This is a genomic window from Pantoea sp. UBA4549 (assembly GCF_002387285.1).
In the GTDB taxonomy this organism is placed as follows: domain Bacteria; phylum Pseudomonadota; class Gammaproteobacteria; order Enterobacterales; family Enterobacteriaceae; genus Pantoea; species Pantoea borealis.
Genome location: NZ_DGLH01000006.1, coordinates 32,962 through 51,372 on the forward strand (window position 1 = coordinate 32,962; position 18,411 = coordinate 51,372).

19 protein-coding genes are annotated in these 18,411 nt (G+C 57.3%); 14 read left to right on the top strand and 5 right to left on the bottom strand.

The annotated features are described in order from the left end of the window. Nucleotides 1-155 precede the first annotated feature (155 nt). From B3041_RS03465 to proY, 3 genes are all read left to right on the top strand, one after another. A complete protein-coding gene (locus B3041_RS03465) occupies nucleotides 156-1,262 on the top strand; it encodes a cobalamin-independent methionine synthase II family protein (RefSeq protein ID WP_292969385.1) in 1,107 nt (368 codons plus the stop codon). Nucleotides 1,263-1,663: 401 nt separating this feature from the next. After that, nucleotides 1,664-2,983, top strand: a complete 1,320-nt coding sequence (gene brnQ, locus B3041_RS03470) for a branched-chain amino acid transport system II carrier protein (protein ID WP_065649976.1) — start codon at nucleotides 1,664-1,666, stop codon at nucleotides 2,981-2,983. A 69-nt stretch (nucleotides 2,984-3,052) separates the two neighbouring features. After that, nucleotides 3,053-4,408, top strand: a complete 1,356-nt coding sequence (proY, locus tag B3041_RS03475) for a proline-specific permease ProY (RefSeq protein WP_065649975.1) — start codon at nucleotides 3,053-3,055, stop codon at nucleotides 4,406-4,408. A 289-nt stretch (nucleotides 4,409-4,697) separates the two neighbouring features. Here the strand turns inward: proY and B3041_RS03480 are convergent, their stop codons facing one another. The 3 genes from B3041_RS03480 to B3041_RS03490 all read right to left on the bottom strand — a co-directional run bounded on the left by B3041_RS03480 (nucleotide 4,698) and on the right by B3041_RS03490 (nucleotide 7,474). Continuing rightward, nucleotides 4,698-5,927: a histidine-type phosphatase gene (locus B3041_RS03480; protein WP_065649974.1), complete on the bottom strand. Its 1,230-nt coding sequence runs from the start codon at nucleotides 5,925-5,927 to the stop codon at nucleotides 4,698-4,700. Beyond that, the gene (locus B3041_RS03485) at nucleotides 5,924-6,730 is read right to left on the bottom strand and encodes an inositol monophosphatase family protein (protein ID WP_292969390.1); all 807 of its coding nucleotides are present in this window, start codon (nucleotides 6,728-6,730) and stop codon (nucleotides 5,924-5,926) included. Before B3041_RS03485 ends, B3041_RS03480 begins: the two co-directional genes overlap by 4 nt. Nucleotides 6,731-6,892: 162 nt before the next feature. Further along, complete coding sequence (locus B3041_RS03490) at nucleotides 6,893-7,474, bottom strand: ACP phosphodiesterase (protein WP_292969393.1); 582 nt, start codon at nucleotides 7,472-7,474, stop codon at nucleotides 6,893-6,895. A gap of 102 nt (nucleotides 7,475-7,576) precedes the next feature. On the opposite strand from B3041_RS03490, the gene queA reads away from it, so the two are divergent. From queA to secF, 5 genes are all read left to right on the top strand, one after another. Continuing rightward, nucleotides 7,577-8,656: a tRNA preQ1(34) S-adenosylmethionine ribosyltransferase-isomerase QueA gene (gene queA / locus B3041_RS03495; RefSeq protein WP_292969396.1), complete on the top strand. Its 1,080-nt coding sequence runs from the start codon at nucleotides 7,577-7,579 to the stop codon at nucleotides 8,654-8,656. Nucleotides 8,657-8,727: 71 nt separating this feature from the next. Next, complete coding sequence (gene tgt, locus B3041_RS03500; protein ID WP_039385736.1) at nucleotides 8,728-9,852, top strand: tRNA guanosine(34) transglycosylase Tgt; 1,125 nt, start codon at nucleotides 8,728-8,730, stop codon at nucleotides 9,850-9,852. 25 nt (nucleotides 9,853-9,877) lie between these two features. After that, the gene (gene yajC, locus B3041_RS03505; protein WP_039382958.1) at nucleotides 9,878-10,210 is read left to right on the top strand and encodes a preprotein translocase subunit YajC; all 333 of its coding nucleotides are present in this window, start codon (nucleotides 9,878-9,880) and stop codon (nucleotides 10,208-10,210) included. 24 nt (nucleotides 10,211-10,234) lie between these two features. Continuing rightward, entirely contained in the window at nucleotides 10,235-12,082 is a 1,848-nt protein-coding gene (secD, locus tag B3041_RS03510; protein ID WP_075050751.1) for a protein translocase subunit SecD, read from the top strand. Between the two features lie 10 nt (nucleotides 12,083-12,092). After that, nucleotides 12,093-13,061, top strand: coding sequence for a protein translocase subunit SecF (gene secF / locus B3041_RS03515; protein WP_065649969.1), 969 nt, complete (start codon nucleotides 12,093-12,095; stop codon nucleotides 13,059-13,061). A 49-nt stretch (nucleotides 13,062-13,110) separates the two neighbouring features. Here secF and B3041_RS03520 read toward each other — a convergent pair whose 3' ends face one another. Both B3041_RS03520 and lysM read right to left on the bottom strand, forming a co-directional pair. Further along, entirely contained in the window at nucleotides 13,111-13,659 is a 549-nt protein-coding gene (locus B3041_RS03520) for a DUF3251 domain-containing protein (RefSeq protein ID WP_292969406.1), read from the bottom strand. Between the two features lie 15 nt (nucleotides 13,660-13,674). Continuing rightward, the gene (lysM, locus tag B3041_RS03525) at nucleotides 13,675-14,112 is read right to left on the bottom strand and encodes a peptidoglycan-binding protein LysM (protein WP_065649967.1); all 438 of its coding nucleotides are present in this window, start codon (nucleotides 14,110-14,112) and stop codon (nucleotides 13,675-13,677) included. A gap of 172 nt (nucleotides 14,113-14,284) precedes the next feature. Between lysM and nrdR the strand changes: the two genes are divergently transcribed. The 6 genes from nrdR to pgpA all read left to right on the top strand — a co-directional run bounded on the left by nrdR (nucleotide 14,285) and on the right by pgpA (nucleotide 18,346). Beyond that, the gene (gene nrdR, locus B3041_RS03530; protein ID WP_039382963.1) at nucleotides 14,285-14,734 is read left to right on the top strand and encodes a transcriptional regulator NrdR; all 450 of its coding nucleotides are present in this window, start codon (nucleotides 14,285-14,287) and stop codon (nucleotides 14,732-14,734) included. Nucleotides 14,735-14,737: 3 nt separating this feature from the next. Next, complete coding sequence (ribD, locus tag B3041_RS03535; protein ID WP_065649966.1) at nucleotides 14,738-15,841, top strand: bifunctional diaminohydroxyphosphoribosylaminopyrimidine deaminase/5-amino-6-(5-phosphoribosylamino)uracil reductase RibD; 1,104 nt, start codon at nucleotides 14,738-14,740, stop codon at nucleotides 15,839-15,841. 94 nt (nucleotides 15,842-15,935) lie between these two features. Continuing rightward, nucleotides 15,936-16,406, top strand: a complete 471-nt coding sequence (gene ribE / locus B3041_RS03540) for a 6,7-dimethyl-8-ribityllumazine synthase (RefSeq protein ID WP_039382965.1) — start codon at nucleotides 15,936-15,938, stop codon at nucleotides 16,404-16,406. A 19-nt stretch (nucleotides 16,407-16,425) separates the two neighbouring features. After that, nucleotides 16,426-16,845 (top strand): transcription antitermination factor NusB, encoded by a 420-nt coding sequence (gene nusB, locus B3041_RS03545; protein ID WP_065649965.1) that lies wholly within the window; start codon nucleotides 16,426-16,428, stop codon nucleotides 16,843-16,845. A 45-nt stretch (nucleotides 16,846-16,890) separates the two neighbouring features. Beyond that, the gene (gene thiL / locus B3041_RS03550) at nucleotides 16,891-17,868 is read left to right on the top strand and encodes a thiamine-phosphate kinase (protein WP_065649964.1); all 978 of its coding nucleotides are present in this window, start codon (nucleotides 16,891-16,893) and stop codon (nucleotides 17,866-17,868) included. Further along, nucleotides 17,855-18,346, top strand: a complete 492-nt coding sequence (pgpA, locus tag B3041_RS03555; RefSeq protein WP_065649963.1) for a phosphatidylglycerophosphatase A — start codon at nucleotides 17,855-17,857, stop codon at nucleotides 18,344-18,346. Before thiL ends, pgpA begins: the two co-directional genes overlap by 14 nt. Nucleotides 18,347-18,411 lie beyond the last annotated feature (65 nt).

The following is an 18,411-nucleotide window of genomic DNA, read 5'->3' on the forward strand; positions in this document are numbered from 1 at the left end:
CACAGGAAAGTGAATTTTCCTCATGTCTGCTGAAAATTCTTCCGTTGCCCTGCGCGCTGAAGCGTGGCACTCTTTGGACATATAGCCATCCAGACGGCTAAAATAACCATGAGAAATTATACCTGACCGCAACTACCGGTCTGCAAGGAGAATCTATGTCCGCTCTGCATGCCCCGTTCCGCGCCGATACCGTCGGCAGTTTTCTGCGTCCCGCTGCCATTAAACAGGCACGCGAGCAGCACGCCCGTGGTGAAATTAGCGCTGAGCAGCTGCGCGAAGTGGAAGATCAGGCTATCCGTCATGTGGTAGAGCAGCAGCGCGCCAATGGCCTGCAGGTTGTTACTGACGGAGAGTTCCGTCGCGCATGGTGGCATTTTGATTTCTTTGGCGACCTGAATGGCGTGGAGCTGTTTGAAGCGGAGCAGGGTATCCAGTTCAACGGCGTGCAGACCAAAGCGCACGGCGTAAAAGTCACCGGTAAAGTCTCGTTTAATCCGGCGCATCCGATGCTGGATCACTTCCGCTTTCTGCAGAGTATCGCCGGCGATGCGGTCGCTAAAATGACCATTCCCAGCCCGAGCGTGCTGCATTTCCGCGGCGGCCGTAAGGTTATCGACGCCACGGTTTATCCCGATCTGGACGCCTATTTTGCCGATCTGGCTCAGACCTATAAAGACGCCATTGCCGCGTTTTATGCTGCCGGCTGCCGCTATCTGCAGCTGGACGACACCGTCTGGGCCTATCTCTGCTCCGGTGAACAGCAGGAACAGATCCGCGCGCGCGGTGACGATCCGCAGGCGCTGGCCCGCACCTATGCACAGGTACTCAACGCAGCGCTGGCAGACAAACCGGCGGATCTCACCGTCGGGCTGCACGTGTGCCGCGGCAACTTCCGTTCTACCTGGATATCGGAAGGCGGCTATGAGCCGGTAGCGGAAATCCTGTTCGGCAGCGTGAATATCGACGCCTTTTTCCTGGAGTATGACAATGAGCGCTCCGGCGGATTTGAGCCGCTGCGCTTCATTAAGCCAGGCCATCAGAAAGCGGTACTCGGTCTTATCACGACGAAAACCGGCGCGCTGGAAGATCCTGAACAGGTCAAAGCGCGGCTGCAGGAAGCGGCGCAGTATATCAGCCTCGATCAGATCTGCCTCAGTCCGCAGTGCGGTTTTGCCTCTACCGAAGAGGGCAACAGCCTGAGCGAAGCGGAACAGTGGCAGAAGATCCGCCTGGTCGTGGATATTGCTAAACAGGTGTGGTGAGAGTGTAAAGTTGTGCAGACAGGCGCGTAAATCGCGCCTTTTGTGCATCCGGAACCGCACTTATGCAAGAACAACTTTTGGTTTGTCTGAATTTTAAACAAATCATCTGGGGCGTTTAGCGGCTATTTCGCCCATAATCACTGCCTGCATGCGCTTATGCGCGATATCCTTCTGGTTTTTCGATCCTGTATTGTCTTTCTCCGCTATAAACGTTTTAATTTGCGCCGTTGTCGATTCATCCCTCTGTGAACAGAAGAAAAGCAGATTAAATCACCTGCGCTGTCTCGATTCGGCCCGCATTTCGCACTGGTTAATCCAGCTAAGCCATTGTTACTGCGCAATCAGGGGACAACACAAACTCAACTTCCACCGCAACATCAGCTACAGGCACGACAGACGTTATGACATACCGTTTAACCCCGAAGGACATCCTTGCGCTGGGCTTTATGACCTTTGCCCTGTTTGTTGGCGCAGGCAACATTATCTTTCCACCTATGGTGGGCATTCAGTCTGGTGAACACGTCTGGGTTGCTGCATTCGGTTTCCTCGCTACCGCGGTTGGCCTGCCGGTTATGACCGTGATTGCGCTGGCGCGCGTTGGCGGCGGCATCGATGCGCTCAGCTCGCCAATCGGTAAAGCGGCGGGTCTGCTGCTGGCGACGGTCTGCTATCTGGCCGTGGGTCCGCTGTTCGCAACACCCCGTACCGCAACAGTGTCGTTTGAAGTCGGTATCGCTCCGCTGACCGGTGACGGCGCGCTGCCGCTGTTTATCTACAGCCTGATCTACTTTGCGCTGGTGATCGGCATCTCTCTCTATCCGGGCAAACTGCTGGATACCGTAGGGCACGTGCTGGCACCGCTGAAAATTGTGGCGCTGACCATACTCGGCGTAGCGGCGCTGGTCTGGCCGGCAGGCGGTATTGCACCTGCGACGGCAGACTATCAGCGCGCTGCGTTCTCTACCGGTTTTGTGAATGGCTATCTCACCATGGATACGCTGGGCGCACTGGTGTTTGGTATTGTGATTGTGAATGCGGCGCGTTCACGCGGCGTTGAAGATGCGAAACTGCTGACGCGCTACACCATGCTGGCTGGCCTTATCGCCGGTGTCGGACTGACGCTGGTTTACCTGAGCCTGTTTAAGCTCGGCTCCGGCAGCGCCGGTCTGGTTGACCAGAATGCTAACGGCGCCGCGATCCTGCATGCGTACGTACAGCAGACGTTTGGCAGCATGGGCAGCTTCTTCCTGGCTGCGCTGATCTTTATCGCCTGCATGGTAACGGCCGTTGGCCTGACCTGCGCCTGCGCTGAATTTTTTGCACAATATCTGCCGCTGTCGTATAAAGCGCTGGTGTTTATTCTGGGCCTGTTCTCAATGGTGGTGTCGAATCTGGGCCTGAGCCATCTGATTCAGATCTCTATCCCGGTGCTGACAGCAATTTATCCGCCCTGTATCGTGCTGATAGTGCTAAGCTTCACCCTCAACTGGTGGAACCGCAGTGCGCGTATTATTGCGCCAACCATGCTGGTCAGCCTGCTGTTTGGCATTGTGGATGCAATCAAAACCACCAGCTTTAAAGAGATACTGCCGCTGTTCAGTCAGCATCTGCCGCTGGCCGATCAGGGACTCGCCTGGCTGCCGCCTTCGCTGGCAATGATGGTGATTGCTGCCGTTGTAGATCGCGTTAAAGGATCGCAGCAGGTAGCGGTCCGGCAGTAAACGACACGGCTGTTCATTCCGACCACGGGCTTGCCCGTGGTTTTTTCATTTTCACAGGACCTGTTTGTTATGCAAGAAACCAACACGCTCAAACGCGGACTGAGCACGCGCCATATTCGCTTTATGGCGCTGGGATCGGCAATCGGCACCGGGCTGTTTTACGGCTCGGCGGATGCTATCAGGATGGCGGGCCCCAGCGTTTTGCTGGCCTATATTATCGGCGGCGCAGTGGCCTATATCATTATGCGTGCGCTGGGAGAGATGTCGGTTAACAACCCGCAATCCAGCTCCTTTTCCCGCTATGCGCAGGATTATCTCGGTCCGCTGGCGGGCTACATCACCGGCTGGACCTACTGCTTTGAGATCCTGATTGTGGCGATTGCGGACGTCACTGCCTTTGGCATTTATATGGGCGTCTGGTTTCCGGAGGTGCCGCACTGGATCTGGGTGCTGTCAGTGGTGCTGATTATTGGTGCCATCAACCTGATGAGCGTGAAGGTATTTGGCGAGGTAGAGTTCTGGTTCTCCTTCTTCAAGGTCGCCACCATTATCATCATGATTGTGGCGGGTTTTGGCATGATTTTCTGGGGCATCGGCAACGGCGGCCAGCCAACCGGGATCCATAATCTCTGGAGCAACGGCGGTTTCTTCGCCCACGGTATTGTAGGTATGCTGCTCTCCCTGCAGATGGTGATGTTTGCCTATGGGGGCATCGAGATCATCGGTATTACTGCCGGTGAAGCGGATGAGCCAGCCAAATCCATTCCGCGCGCGATCAATTCAGTGCCGCTGCGTATCCTGGTGTTTTATGTCGGCACGCTGTTTGTCATCATGTCGATCTACCCGTGGAATCAGGTGGGTACCGAGGGCAGCCCGTTTGTGCTGACGTTCCAGCATCTGGGGATTGCTGCGGCGGCGTCAATTCTTAACTTTGTCGTGCTGACCGCTTCGCTGTCTGCCATCAACAGCGATGTGTTTGGTGTGGGACGTATGCTGCACGGTATGGCGCAGCAGGGTCACGCGCCTAAAGTGTTTCAGAAAGTCTCTTCGCGCGGTATCCCGTGGGTCACGGTGGTGGTGATGATGTTCGCGATGCTCATCGCCGTTTATCTTAACTATCTGATGCCGGAAAAAGTCTTTTTGGTGATCGCCTCGCTGGCGACCTTTGCCACGGTGTGGGTGTGGATCATGATCCTGCTGTCGCAGATTGCATTCCGGCGCAAAATTGGTAAGGCGCAGGCGGCACAGCTGCAGTTTGCCGTGCCAGGCGGCAGTGCCACGACCTGGGCAGGCGTGCTGTTTCTTGCCTTTATCATTGCGCTGATTGGCTACTTCCCGGATACGCGAATTTCACTCTATGTGGGCTTTGCATGGATTGTGCTGCTGCTGCTGGCGTGGCCGCTGGTAAAAAGACAGAAACGCTGAGCGTTACGCTGAGCTGAAAAGAAAAGAGTCGCCCTGTGTGGCGACTTTTTTTATGGAAAAAAAAGTATTCGGCGCATCCTGTCGCCGAAAAATAGAACAAAAACGGAAAAATAGGTCAAAACTAAGGGATGATTGACGCCCTCAGAATACCCTAATTTTCATAGTGTTACGTCAATGCAGGCAAATATAGAATTATCGCAATTCAGCGACAAAAACGCTTCAGCAGAATTAAAAGGCAGGTAAAAAATTAATAAGCCCGCATGGCGGGCTGAACAAAGGTGCAACTGGCTCAGGGTGCCCACGTGACGGGGGCGAGGGCGCTGCTGTCAACTCCCTGTCTGAGCTGAGCCAGCGTTGATTGATAAGGACAGAGCGTGCCGACGGCGCTGTTGTGACAGTCTGGCTGATGCCACTCTGCCTGCAGTAAAGGATGCAGCCGATCTACCGGCGTGAGCTGGCGCAGCGCATCCAGACTCTGAGCCTGAAAGTAAATACGCAGCTGGCGGCTGTTATCGCGCGTATCGCGCCAGCGCTCAAACACCAGGCTGCTGCCTGGCGGAATATTCCCGCGTGCGTAGCCCGGCAGCTGCCAGCTGAAATGCATCAGGGTGCGTACCATGGCGATATTAGTGTCATGGGCCACCAGCAGCAGCCAGCGGGTATCGGGCGAACCGGGCCGATCTTCCAGCGCCGCGATCGCCGCATCCAGCAATAGAGAACCGCGTTTTTGTGCCAGATAGGGGACATCGTTACTCAGATCGTAATTGGCAGTGAGCAGCGGCAGCAGTGCCGTAATATGCTGTGCTGAAGTCAGGCGACCCTGCGCCAGTGCCTCCGGCGGCAGGTTTTCACTCCAGCCCAGCCGCAGCGTTTCCACCATGCTTGCCATCACGCTTAATCCCTGAACATAGCTGTGGCCGTTTCGGGTCTGCTTTAGCTGCCATGGACGCGAAAAAAAGCGGCATTCGCCATCGCAGACCGCCGCATTCAGCTGCCGGATCACCGGCTGCAGCCGCTGCTGCAGTGCAGCAAGATCGCCGGCTCGTTCGGCGATAGCCGCCTGCTCGCGGGCAGCATCGGTCCGGGCAAATGGAAACGTTTCGCTCTGAAACAAAGGGTCCGGCGCATCGGCGACAGCATGCACCGGCACACCACAGCCGGGAAACGCACCGTCGGTCAGCGCCTGGGCCGTAGCCCGCGTGCGCTGCAGCGGACTGGCGCGCACGTAGATTTGCCGGCTGTCAGGGCAGCCTGCACGAAGCAGACCCGCCTGACGGTAATAGTCACCCTGCCAGCGCCCTTTATTCACTACCGCGCTGTAGCCGTGACCGGTAAGTTCGCCATCTGGCGTGCTCCAGCGCGGCCAGGGACGCTGCGTGGCCGCTTCAATTTCTGCCCGGTTAGCCGCGGTCGGAGGACGCACGCCGTGCCGGCTGATCTCCACGACCTTTTCCAGCTGCCAGGGATCGGCTGCGGTGGCCAGCAGCGGCAGCAGCAGCAATAGCAGCAGCGATTTCACGTCAGCGGCTCCGCCAGCAGCGCATTGATCTGCGGCCAGAGCGTGGCGTTAGCCAGCAGCACCGGATTGCCCTGCGTCAGGCCGTTATTGTGTTCATAACGGTTAGTCTCTCCGCCCGCTTCCCGCATCAGCACAATGCCGGGCAGGCCATCCCACGGCTGCATGCGCGCTTCATAGTAGCCGGTCAGCCGGCCAGCGGCCGCCCACGCGCTCATCAGTACGCCGGAACCGTTGCGGATAAACATGCCGCCCTGCTGCAGCAGCGCGCTGATAAAGTCGAGCAGCGGAGCCGCAGGCTGACTGGTTGAACAGCCCAGGCCAAACACGCCCTGGCTCAGCTGCCCGGCGCTGTGTGCCTGGATACGCTGCTCATTCATCCATGCGCCTTTGCCCCGGCAGGCGTGAAAAGTCTCCTGATGATTAGGATCGCATACCACACTAATGACGGGTTCGCCCTCACACACAATCGCCAGCGCTACACACCAGTTGTGCAGCCCGCTGAGAAAGTTGCTGGTGCCATCAATCGGGTCGACTACCCAGATAAAACGTGCCTCTCCGGCGTCTCCGCCGCTCTCCTCGCCGATAACCGCATCTTCAGGAAAGCGTTCAAGAATAAGGTGCCTGATCAGCTCTTCAACGTTGCGGTCGGCTTCACTGACCAGATCCTGTAAATCCTTCTTATATTCTGCAACCAGCTGGTTACGCTGCTGATACCACGACATGGCGCGACTGCCGGCGGCTCTGGCGACCTCGCAGGCAAAATGATAGCGCGCCTCTAATTCAGTTAACGTAGCTGATGACATGTTTCCCTCTTATCATTTTCTGGCTGGTGTAGTAACCAGACGTGCCTGAACAGGCGGAATGGTGGTGTAGCCGGGTCTGGTAAAGTTAAGAAAGGCTTCATTAAGCCGCAGATATATGCGGCTGGCAAGAGGGGAAAAGCGGTATTGGCGCGGATAGTGGATTCAGAGGCGCTGCGCGCGTGCATCCGCCATCAGACGCGGATAGAAAGCAAAAAACAGCGCTTCCAGCGCATCATAGTGGTCAACAAAATCCTGATAGGAGTCGCGCAGTGCCGCAAGACGGGGACGCCGATGCGCCATTCCGCTCAGCACCCGCTCCAGCCGTGCCGGGTCAGCGTAGTGCTCAAACCAGCGTTCGCGCCACATCACCGCGTTCAGCTCAATAAAGCTTTCCGGCGTTCCCGCCAGCTGGGGCACGATATGCTGCTGCGCGGCCGCACTAAATGCGGCCAGGGAGATGTCGGGCTGAAACTGCTTCCAGTGGCGCGCAAGAAAATGATCCCAGATAACATCAAGCGTGATCGGAGCAACACGCCGCGTTTCCGGACGAAACCACTGCCGGGCGGTGCGCACTTCAGGCAGATTATCCGTCAGCACGTCGATACGGCGGTGCAGGGCGATCCCCGCAGCGACCGGTGCCGGCCACTGCGCCTGAACGTTGCCGCGCACAAAGTCAGCCAGCAGGTTGCCCAGCAGTGAGCTGTCTGCCAGCGTGGCAAGATGAAGGTGAGCAAGAAAATTCATGCGCTATTATAGGCAGAATCGCGTCTCTGCAGCCAGTTGTTCAGAATTTCCCACTTTTCCGCTAAACTATGCCGCCTGTTTTTGAGTCCGGAAAAGTTATACATGCGTGTCGCCGATTTTAGCTTTGAGTTGCCCGAATCCCTGATTGCCCACTATCCCCAGGCGCAGCGCAGCGGATGCCGTCTGCTGTCGCTGGATGGCCCGAGCGGTGCCCTGAAGCACGGTGTCTTTACCGATGTGCTGGAAAAGCTCAATCCCGGCGATCTGCTGGTGTTCAATAATACGCGCGTGATCCCGGCGCGCGTTTATGGACGTAAAGCCAGCGGCGGCCGGATTGAAATGCTGGTAGAGCGTATGCTGGATGACAAGCGGGTGCTGGCGCACGTGCGCGCTTCAAAGGCGCCAAAGCCGGGCGCTGAGCTGCTGCTGGGCGATGATGAGAGCGTAAAAGCGACCATGGTAGCGCGGCATGACACGCTGTTTGAGATCGCGTTTAGCGATGAACGCGCGGTGCTTGATATCCTCAACAGCGTAGGCCATATGCCGCTGCCGCCCTATATCGATCGCCCGGATGAAGAGGCCGATCGTGAGCTTTACCAGACGGTATACAGCGCACGTCCCGGTGCGGTGGCTGCGCCGACCGCAGGCCTGCACTTCGATGAACCGCTGCTGGAGGCGCTGAAAGCCAAAGGGGTGGAGATGGCCTTTGTGACGCTGCACGTCGGGGCAGGGACCTTCCAGCCGGTGCGCGTTGAGAATATCAATGACCACATCATGCACTCGGAATATGCAGAGGTGCCGCAGGATGTGGTTGACGCGGTGCTGGCCTGCAAAGCACGCGGTAATAAAGTTGTGGCGGTGGGAACCACCTCGGTGCGTTCGCTGGAGAGTGCCGCACAGGCGAGTCAGGATGCGCCGCTGGCGCCTTTCTTTGATGACACGCAGATCTTTATCTATCCCGGCTATCGCTATCAGATTATCGATGCGCTCATTACCAACTTCCATCTGCCGGAATCGACGCTGATTATGCTGGTTTCTGCGTTTGCCGGGTATAAAAACACCATGGCGGCGTACCAGAGCGCGGTTGCCGAACAGTACCGTTTCTTTAGCTACGGGGATGCGATGTACATCACCCGTAATCCGCACGCTCCTGACGAACCTGTCGGAAGCACACACCCTTAATGTCCCGGTGCCGCCTGCGGGTGGCGCGGGTTCAGTCGGGTAAATCAGACTGTTTCTCTGATGAGGTTAATGTGAAATTTGAATTAGATACAACAGACGGACGCGCGCGTCGTGGTCGTCTGGTTTTCGATCGTGGCGTTGTCGAAACCCCGGCATTTATGCCTGTGGGCACGTACGGCACCGTTAAAGGCATGACGCCGGAAGAGGTGAAAGAGACCGGCGCGCAGATCCTGCTGGGCAACACCTTCCACCTCTGGCTGCGTCCGGGTCAGGAGATCATGAAGCTGCATGGCGATCTGCATGACTTTATGAACTGGCAGGGGCCGATTCTTACCGACTCGGGCGGTTTCCAGGTATTCAGCCTGGGTGATATCCGTAAGATCACGGAAGCGGGCGTGCATTTCCGCAACCCGATCAACGGCGATCCGATCTTCCTCGATCCGGAGAAATCAATGGAGATCCAGTACGATCTCGGCTCCGATATCGTGATGATTTTCGATGAGTGCACGCCATATCCGGCTGACTGGGATTACGCGAAACGCTCAATGGAAATGTCGCTGCGCTGGGCGCAGCGCAGCCGCGATCGCTTTGATTCGCTCGGCAATAAAAATGCGCTGTTCGGGATTATCCAGGGCGGTGTTTACGAAGATTTACGAGATGTCTCCGTCAAAGGTCTGGTAGAGATTGGCTTTGATGGGTACGCTGTGGGCGGCCTCGCGGTGGGCGAGCCGAAAGAGGATATGCACCGTATTCTGGAACATGTCTGCCCGCAAATTCCGCAGGATAAACCGCGCTACCTGATGGGCGTCGGGAAACCGGAAGATCTGGTGGAAGGCGTACGTCGCGGTATCGATATGTTTGACTGCGTTATGCCTACCCGCAACGCGCGCAACGGTCATCTGTTTGTTACCGACGGCGTGGTGAAAATCCGCAACGCGAAGTATAAAGATGACACCGCACCGCTGGATGCAGAGTGTGATTGTTACACCTGTCGCAATTACAGCCGCGCCTACTTGCATCATCTTGATCGCTGTAACGAAATACTGGGCGCACGCCTGAATACGATTCACAATCTGCGCTACTACCAGCGTCTGATGGCGGGTTTACGCCAGGCCATCGAAGAGGGTAAATTAGAGCACTTTGTTAGCGAGTTCTACCTACGGACGGGCAAAGCGGTTCCACCGTTAAACGTCTGATTATTCTATCAATGAGGGAAATTAAATGAGCTTTTTCATTTCTGACGCCGTCGCAGCAGCGGGCGCTCCGTCACAGGGAAGTCCGTATTCTCTGGTGATCATGCTGGTGGTTTTTGGTCTGATTTTCTACTTCATGATCCTGCGTCCGCAGCAGAAGCGCGCTAAAGATCATAAGAAGCTGATGGACTCTATCTCGAAAGGAGATGAAGTGCTGACCAACGGCGGCCTGGTGGGTCGTGTCACTAAAGTTGCTGATACCGGTTATATCGCTATCGCCCTGAACGACACCACTGAAGTAGTAATCAAACGTGATTTCGTGGCCGCCGTCCTGCCGAAAGGGTCGATGAAGGCGCTGTAATTTTATCTCCCGAAGGGAACTGCCGTGTTAAACCGTTATCCTTTGTGGAAGTACATCATGCTGGTCGCCGTTATTCTCATCGGCCTGCTGTATGCGCTTCCTAACCTTTATGGTGAGGATCCGGCCGTTCAGATCACTGGTGCGCGCGGAAGCGCCGCCAGTGAGCAGACGTTGGATCAGATCCAGAACGTACTCAAACAAGACAACATTCAGAGCAAATCCCTCGCACTGGAAAATGGCGCTATTCTGGCGCGTTTCGATAACACCGATGTGCAGCTGCGCGCGCGCGAAGCGCTCACGACTGCGCTGGGTGACGATTTTGTGGTAGCCCTCAACCTTGCGCCAGCCACGCCGCGCTGGCTCACTCTGCTGGCGGCGGAACCGATGAAGCTCGGTCTCGACCTGCGGGGCGGGGTGCACTTCCTGATGGAAGTGGATATGGATACCGCGCTGGGCAAGCTGCAGGAGCAGAATGCAGACGGCCTGCGCAGCGATCTGCGTGAAAAAAATATCCCTTACACCAACGTTAACAAACTCGCTAACTACGGTGTGGAAGTCCGTTTCCGCGACGGCAAAAGCCGCGATGACGCGATCAGCTACTTAACGCCACGCCACCGCGATATGGTATTCACCAGCGCGGGCAGCGATGCAATGCGCGCGATGATGACCGATGCGCGCCTGAGTGAAGCGCGGGAATACGCAGTGCAGCAGAATATTACTATCCTGCGTAACCGCGTTAACCAGCTGGGCGTTGCCGAACCGCTGGTGCAGCGTCAGGGTGCCGATCGCATTGTGGTTGAGCTGCCAGGTATCCAGGATACCGCGCGTGCGAAAGAGATTCTGGGTGCCACCGCGACGCTGGAGTTCCGTCTGGTTAACACCAGCGTGGATCCGGGTGCTGCGGCGAATGGACGCGTGCCGGGTGACTCAGAAGTGAAGAAAACGCGTGAAGGGCAGCCGGTTGTGCTCTATAAGCGTGTCATTCTCACTGGCGACCACATCACTGATTCCACGTCCAGCATGGATGAGTACAACCAGCCGCAGGTGAATATTTCACTGGATGGCGCGGGCGGTAACATCATGTCGAACTTCACCAAGGACAATATCGGCAAACCGATGGCGACCCTGTTTGTGGAGTACAAGGACAGCGGCAAGAAAGATGCCAACGGCAGAGCGATTCTGGCGAAACAGGAAGAAGTGATCAACGTGGCGAATATTCAGTCGCGTCTGGGTAACAGCTTCCGCATCACCGGTATCAGCAACCCGAATGAAGCGCGCCAGCTGTCGCTGCTGCTGCGTGCCGGTGCGCTGATTGCACCGATTCAGATTGTCGAAGAGCGTACTATTGGCCCGACCATGGGTCAGCAGAACATCACGCAGGGTCTGGAAGCCTGCCTGTGGGGTCTGATCGCCTCGATTATCTTTATGGTGGTGTTCTACAAAAAATTTGGTCTGATCGCGACCAGCGCGCTGCTGTGTAACCTGGTGCTGATTGTCGGCATCATGTCGCTGCTGCCGGGTGCCACGCTCACCATGCCGGGCATTGCCGGTATCGTGCTGACGCTGGCGGTTGCCGTAGATGCCAATGTGTTGATTAACGAACGTATTAAAGAAGAGCTGCGTAACGGACGTTCGGTCCAGCAGGCGATCCATGAAGGCTACAAAGGTGCCTTCTCCAGTATCGTCGACGCCAACGTCACTACGCTGATTAAAGTCATCATTCTTTATGCGGTCGGTACCGGCTCTATCAAAGGCTTTGCAATCACGACGGCTATCGGTATTGCAACCTCGATGTTTACCGCTATCGTCGGCACCCGTGCCATCGTTAACCTGGTGTACGGCGGCAAACGCATCAACAAGCTGTCTATCTGAGGAGTGCGTTGTGGCACAGGAATATAGTATTGAACAGCTGAACCACGGGCGTAAGGTCGTTGACTTTATGCGCTGGGATACGCTGGCGTTTATCATCTCGGGTCTGCTGATCGTGGCGTCCATCGCCATTATCGGCGTGCGCGGGTTCAACTGGGGACTCGATTTCACCGGCGGTACGGTGATTGAGATTAACCTGGAAAAACCTGCGGACCTGGATGCGTTGCGCGAAGGGCTGGTAAAAGCGGGCTTTGACGAGCCGCTGGTGCAGAACTTCGGCAGCAGCCGCGACGTGATGGTGCGGATGCCACCTGCGACCGGCAATGCGGGTCAGGAGCTGGGCAACAAGGTGTTGTCCTCTATCAATCAGACCACGCAGCAGAACGCGACGGTAAAACGCATTGAGTTTGTCGGGCCAAGCGTGGGCAGCGATCTGGCGCAGGCGGGGGCGATGGCGCTGCTCTCTGCGTTAATCGCTATTCTGATCTACATCGGGTTTCGCTTTGAGTGGCGTCTGGCACTGGGTACCGTGCTGGCGCTGGCGCATGACGTTATCATTACCTGCGGCCTGCTGGCGCTGTTCAGCATTGAAATCGATCTGACCATCGTTGCCTCGCTGATGTCGGTGATTGGTTACTCGCTTAACGATAAGATTGTGGTTTCTGACCGTATTCGTGAGAACTTCCGTAAGATCCGTCGCGGTTCCTCTTACGATATCACCAACGTGTCGCTGACCCAGACGCTGAGCCGTACCCTGATCACCTCTATCACCACGCTGGCGATGATCCTGATCCTGTTCATCTTTGGCGGCGCGCTGCTGAAAGGCTTCTCGCTCACGATGCTGATTGGTGTGACTATCGGTACGATCTCATCCATCTATGTCTCTTCAGCGCTGGCGCTGAAGCTGGGGATGAAGCGTGAGCACATGCTGGTGCAGAAAGTGGAAAAAGAGGGCGCCGATCAGCCTTCTATTCTGCCGTAAGCCCGGCGCTGACCGATGTAAAAAGGCCCTTCTCCGGAAGGGCCTTTTTTTATGGCGCGGCGTCTGCCGTCACCTCATGTACGCGCACATAGCCCAGCAGGCCCGGTGTCAGGCCACTCAGGCGTAGCGGCACCGTCACAGAACTGCGCGGCATCAGGCTGGCGGGCACGCTGATACGCTGACTCAGGCTGCCAGCGGTCAGCGGCTGGCCGCTGACCGGATCGCTTTCACCCCAGACTACGGTCGCACTCAGCGCCGGTACCGGCTTGTTATCAGCAGACCGGATGACCAGGCTGGCCCGGCTTCCGTTAGCCTCTGCACTTAAGTTCAGCAGTGACAGGCGCAACGTACCCAGCTGCGTCTCCAGATCTACCGGCGTCGCGGAGTGCGGCACCAGCCATGCGCCCTGAGTGGACTGGCGGTTAAGCTGCCCCTGTAGTTCCAGCGCGCTGGCACGGCGGGTAAGGTGACGCATCTGCTGATTGAGCTGGCTCACCTCCTGATGCAGTTCTCTGACCTGCGGGGCAGGGGGCGGGGTACTGCAACCGCTAAGCAGCAACAGCAGCGCCAACGGAACCGGTAAGCTCCTGAGTCTCATGCTCTCTCCGGTCTCTTATTCAGGAATACGCAGTACCTGACCCGGATAGATTTTGTCCGGATGGCTCAGCATCGGCTTGTTAGCTTCAAAAATCTTGTTGTACTGATTAGGATCGCCGTAAACCTGTTTAGAGATAGCGCTCAGGGTATCGCCTTTCTTCACTGTATAGAGGTTGGCTTCACGTGCGGTGTCGCTGACGGTGACTTTATCATCGACTTTAGTGATGCCCGCAACGTTACCGGCCGCCACCAGAATCTTCTCTTTCAGCTCCTGTGAAATGCCATCGCCGCTGACGGTCACGGTATCGCCCTGTACATTGACATTGACTTTGTCGCTGTCTGGCAGGCCGAGCTTGTTGATGTGATCCTGCAGCTTTTTGCTGGAGTCATCACTGCCTGTCACGGTATCCCACAGTTTCTCTCCTGCCTCTTTGACAAAGTTAAACAGACCCATAGTTCCTCCTGTGATTGTGCCGGATTGGCCTTTTAAGCGTAGTGCGTTTTTAGGGTTTGCTGGCAGAAGAGGTGATGACTGCTGAAAAAAGCGCCGGACAGGCAGCCTCTGTTTTGTTAAATGTGAGTTCGCGTTACACTGTGTGGCCCAAAATCTCGCGACAGGAAACGTCATGCATTGCCCATTCTGTTCCGCTGTGGATACCAAAGTGATCGACTCACGCCTGGTCAGTGAAGGTTCCTCGGTGCGCCGCCGCCGTCAGTGTCTGGTGTGCCATGAGCGCTTTACCACGTTTGAGATGGCGGAGCTGGTGATGCCGCGCGTGGTGAAAAGCAACGACGTGCGTGAGCCTTTTAACGAAGATAAGCTGACCAGCGGCATGATGAAAGCGCTGGAGAAGCGTCCCGTCAGTGCTGATGCGGTTGATAGCGCAGTAAATCACATCAAAACGCAGCTGCGTGCGACCGGCGAACGTGAGATTGCCAGCAAGCTGATTGGCAATCTGGTGATGGAAGAGCTAAAAAAACTGGATAAGGTCGCCTATATCCGCTTCGCCTCGGTCTACCGCAGCTTTGAAGATATCCGCGACTTCGGCGAAGAGATCGCCCGCTTACAGGACTGAATCATGACCGATGCTCGCTATATGGCGCGCGCGCTGGAACTGGCGCGACGCGGTCGCTTTACTACGATGCCGAACCCCAATGTCGGCTGCGTGATCGTGCGTGACGGCACACTGGTCGGCGAAGGCTGGCATCAGCGTGCAGGTGAACCCCATGCTGAAGTGCATGCGCTGCGCATGGCAGGGGAGCAGGCGCGCGGCGCAACGGCCTACGTCACGCTGGAGCCGTGCAGCCATCATGGCCGGACGCCACCCTGCTGCGATGCGCTGATTGCCGCTGGCGTCAGTCGCGTGGTGGTGGCCATGCAGGATCCTAATCCGCAGGTCGCCGGGCGCGGCCTCTGGCGCCTGCAGCAGGCGGGAATCGAGGTCAGTCACGGGCTGATGATGGCGGAAGCGGAAGCGCTCAATCGCGGGTTCCTCAAGCGTATGCGCACCGGTTTTCCCTGGATACAGCTCAAGCTTGGCGCGTCGCTGGATGGTCGCACAGCAATGGCGAGCGGTGAGAGCAAGTGGATCACCTCGGCGGCCGCCCGCCGGGATGTGCAGCAGTTCCGCGCACAGAGTTCCGCGATTCTCACCAGCAGCGCCACCGTGCTGGCCGACGATCCGTCACTCACGGTGCGCCCCGAGGAACTCAGCGATAGCCTCCGCCAGCAGCTGGATGCGCAGACGCTGCGGCAGCCGGTGCGGGTGGTGGTTGACAGCCAGCAGCGCGTGACGCCGCAGCACCGGTTGATTCATCAGCCGGGTGAGAGCTGGCTGATGCGCACCGCGCCCGATAACGCAGCGTGGCCGGAGAGCGTGACGCAGATTGCGGTGCCGCCGCGCGGCGAACAGCTTGATCTGGTGGCGATGATGATGCTGCTCGGACAGCGCCAGATCAACAGCGTCTGGGTCGAGGCGGGGGCGGGTCTGGCGGGCGCGCTGATTCAGGCCGGGCTGGTGGATGAGCTGATTGTTTATATGGCACCGGTGCTGCTTGGCGACGCCGGGCGCGGGCTCTGTACGCTGCCCGGGCTGGAGGCGTTGAGCGCCGCGCCGCGCCTCGATTTTCGCGATGTGCGCAAAGTGGGTGACGATCTGCGTCTTACCCTGACCCTGCGTTAAGCATGCACGGAAAAGCCTGAGCGCACGGCTAAAGAGTATGATAGAATCCGCCCCCTTCTGCGGGGGCTATAAAACACACACCCAAAGGATATGTATGAACGTTATCGAAGCTGCTGTTGCCACGCCTGATGCCAAAATTGCCATTGTAATTGCGCGTTTTAACAACTTTATCAATGACAGTCTGCTGGATGGCGCGGTCGATGCGCTGAAGCGTATCGGTCAGGTTAAAGCTGAAAACATTACCGTGGTCTGGGTTCCTGGCGCCTATGAGCTGCCGCTGGCCGCGCGTGCGCTGGCGAATACCGGTAAGCACGACGCAATTGTTGCGCTGGGCACGGTGATCCGCGGTGGCACTGCCCACTTCGAATATGTGGCGGGCGAAGCGAGCTCCGGTATTGCCAACGTGGCAATGAGCTGCGAAATCCCGGTCACCTTCGGCGTTCTGACCACCGAAAATATCGAGCAGGCGATTGAACGCGCCGGCACGAAAGCGGGTAACAAAGGCGCGGAAGCCGCGCTGACCGCACTTGAAATGATCAACGTATTGAAAGCCATTAAAGCCTGATTTTTGTAAGGGGAATTTTGTGAAACCTGCTGCTCGTCGTCGCGCCCGTGAGTGCGCTGTCCAGGCGCTCTACTCCTGGCAGTTGTCTAACAACGACATTGCCGATGTGGAATACCAGTTTCTGGCGGAACAAGACGTCAAAGACGTCGATATTAGCTATTTCCGCGAACTGCTGGCCGGTGTGGCGACCAACAGCGCGTACCTGGATGGCCTGATGAAACCGTACCTGTCGCGCCAGCTTGAAGAGCTGGGTCAGGTAGAAAAAGCGATCCTGCGCCTCTCGCTCTATGAGCTGAGCAAGCGTGCGGATGTGCCGTATAAAGTCGCCATCAACGAAGGTATTGAGCTGGCAAAAGTGTTCGGCGCTGAAGACAGCCATAAGTTTGTCAACGGCGTGCTGGATAAAGCTGCTCCGCAAATACGACCAAACAGAAAGTAGTGCAGAAGGCCGGGTGACCGGCCTTTTTTCATTGAGACCTGATTTATGTCCTGTGGTGAATTTGAACTGATCGCACGCTATTTCAACCGTGTAACCAGCTCCCGTCGCGACGTGGAGAAGGGCATTGGTGATGACTGTGCGTTACTGAACGTTCCTGACAAACAGACCCTCGCTATCAGCACCGATACGCTGGTGGCGGGCGTCCATTTCTTACGCGATATCCATCCGGCCGATCTCGGCTATAAGGCGCTGGCGGTCAACCTCAGTGACTTAGCTGCAATGGGCGCCGATCCGGCATGGCTGACGCTGGCGCTGACGCTGCCTGAGGTCGATGAGACCTGGCTGGCAGGCTTCAGCGACAGCCTGTTTGAGCTGCTCGACTACTACGATATGCAGCTGATTGGTGGCGACACCACGCGCGGTCCGCTCAGCCTGACGCTGGGTATTCATGGGCTGGTGCCTGCCGGGCGCGCGCTGAAGCGCTCCGGCGCAAAGCCGGGTGACTGGATCTACGTTACCGGCACGCTGGGCGACAGCGCGGCGGGACTATCGCTGCTGCAGCATCACCATCGTCTCGACGATCCGGCGGTGCATGAGGTGCTGATCAAGCGTCATCTGCGTCCGATGCCGCGCGTGCTGCAGGGCCAGGCGCTGCGCAGTCTCGCTACGTCGGCGATCGATATCTCTGATGGTCTGATTTCCGATCTTGGTCATATTCTCACGGCCAGCCGGGTTGGCGCACGCCTGAATCTCGACGCGCTGCCGCTCTCCGCTACGCTGCGCGATCATTTTGCGCCGGAGCAGGTGCTGCGCTGGGCGCTGAGCGGCGGCGAGGATTATGAACTCTGCTTCACGGTGCCTGAAGTAAACCGCGGCGCGCTGGATGTGGCGCTGGGCCGGCTTGGTGCACCTTATACCTGCATCGGACAGATTGCCCCGGAAGCCGAAGGGTTGACGCTGCTGGAGCACGGCAAGCCGCGCCGCTATAACCACAAAGGATTTGACCATTTTGACGCGCGATAAAGATGTAGCAAAAAGTCGCCTGCGGATGCGTAATCCCTGGCATCTGCTGGCAACCGGTTTTGGCAGCGGGTTAAGCCCATTTATGCCCGGCACAGTAGGCTCGGTGGCTGCCATTCCGTTCTGGTGGCTGATGACGTTTCTGCCGCTGCAGCTCTATTCGCTGGTGGTGCTGGTGGGTATCAGCGTGGGCGTTTATCTCTGTCATCGCACCGCGCGTGATATGGGCGTACACGATCACGGTAGCATTGTCTGGGACGAGTTCATCGGCATGTGGATCACGCTGATGGCCATCCCGGTGCTTAACGGCTGGTGGGTGCTGGCAGGCTTTGTTATCTTCCGGATCTTTGATATCTGGAAACCGTGGCCTATTCGCTGGTTCGATAAAAACGTACATGGCGGAATGGGCATTATGGTCGACGATATCATCGCCGGCGTGGTCTCCGCCGCCGTGCTGTACGGCGCCGGCCTGCTGCTGTAGAGGCGGCCAGGGGCGCATGAATGCGTATAACCACGGTATATGGCTCGGCCAGGGGCGCATGAATG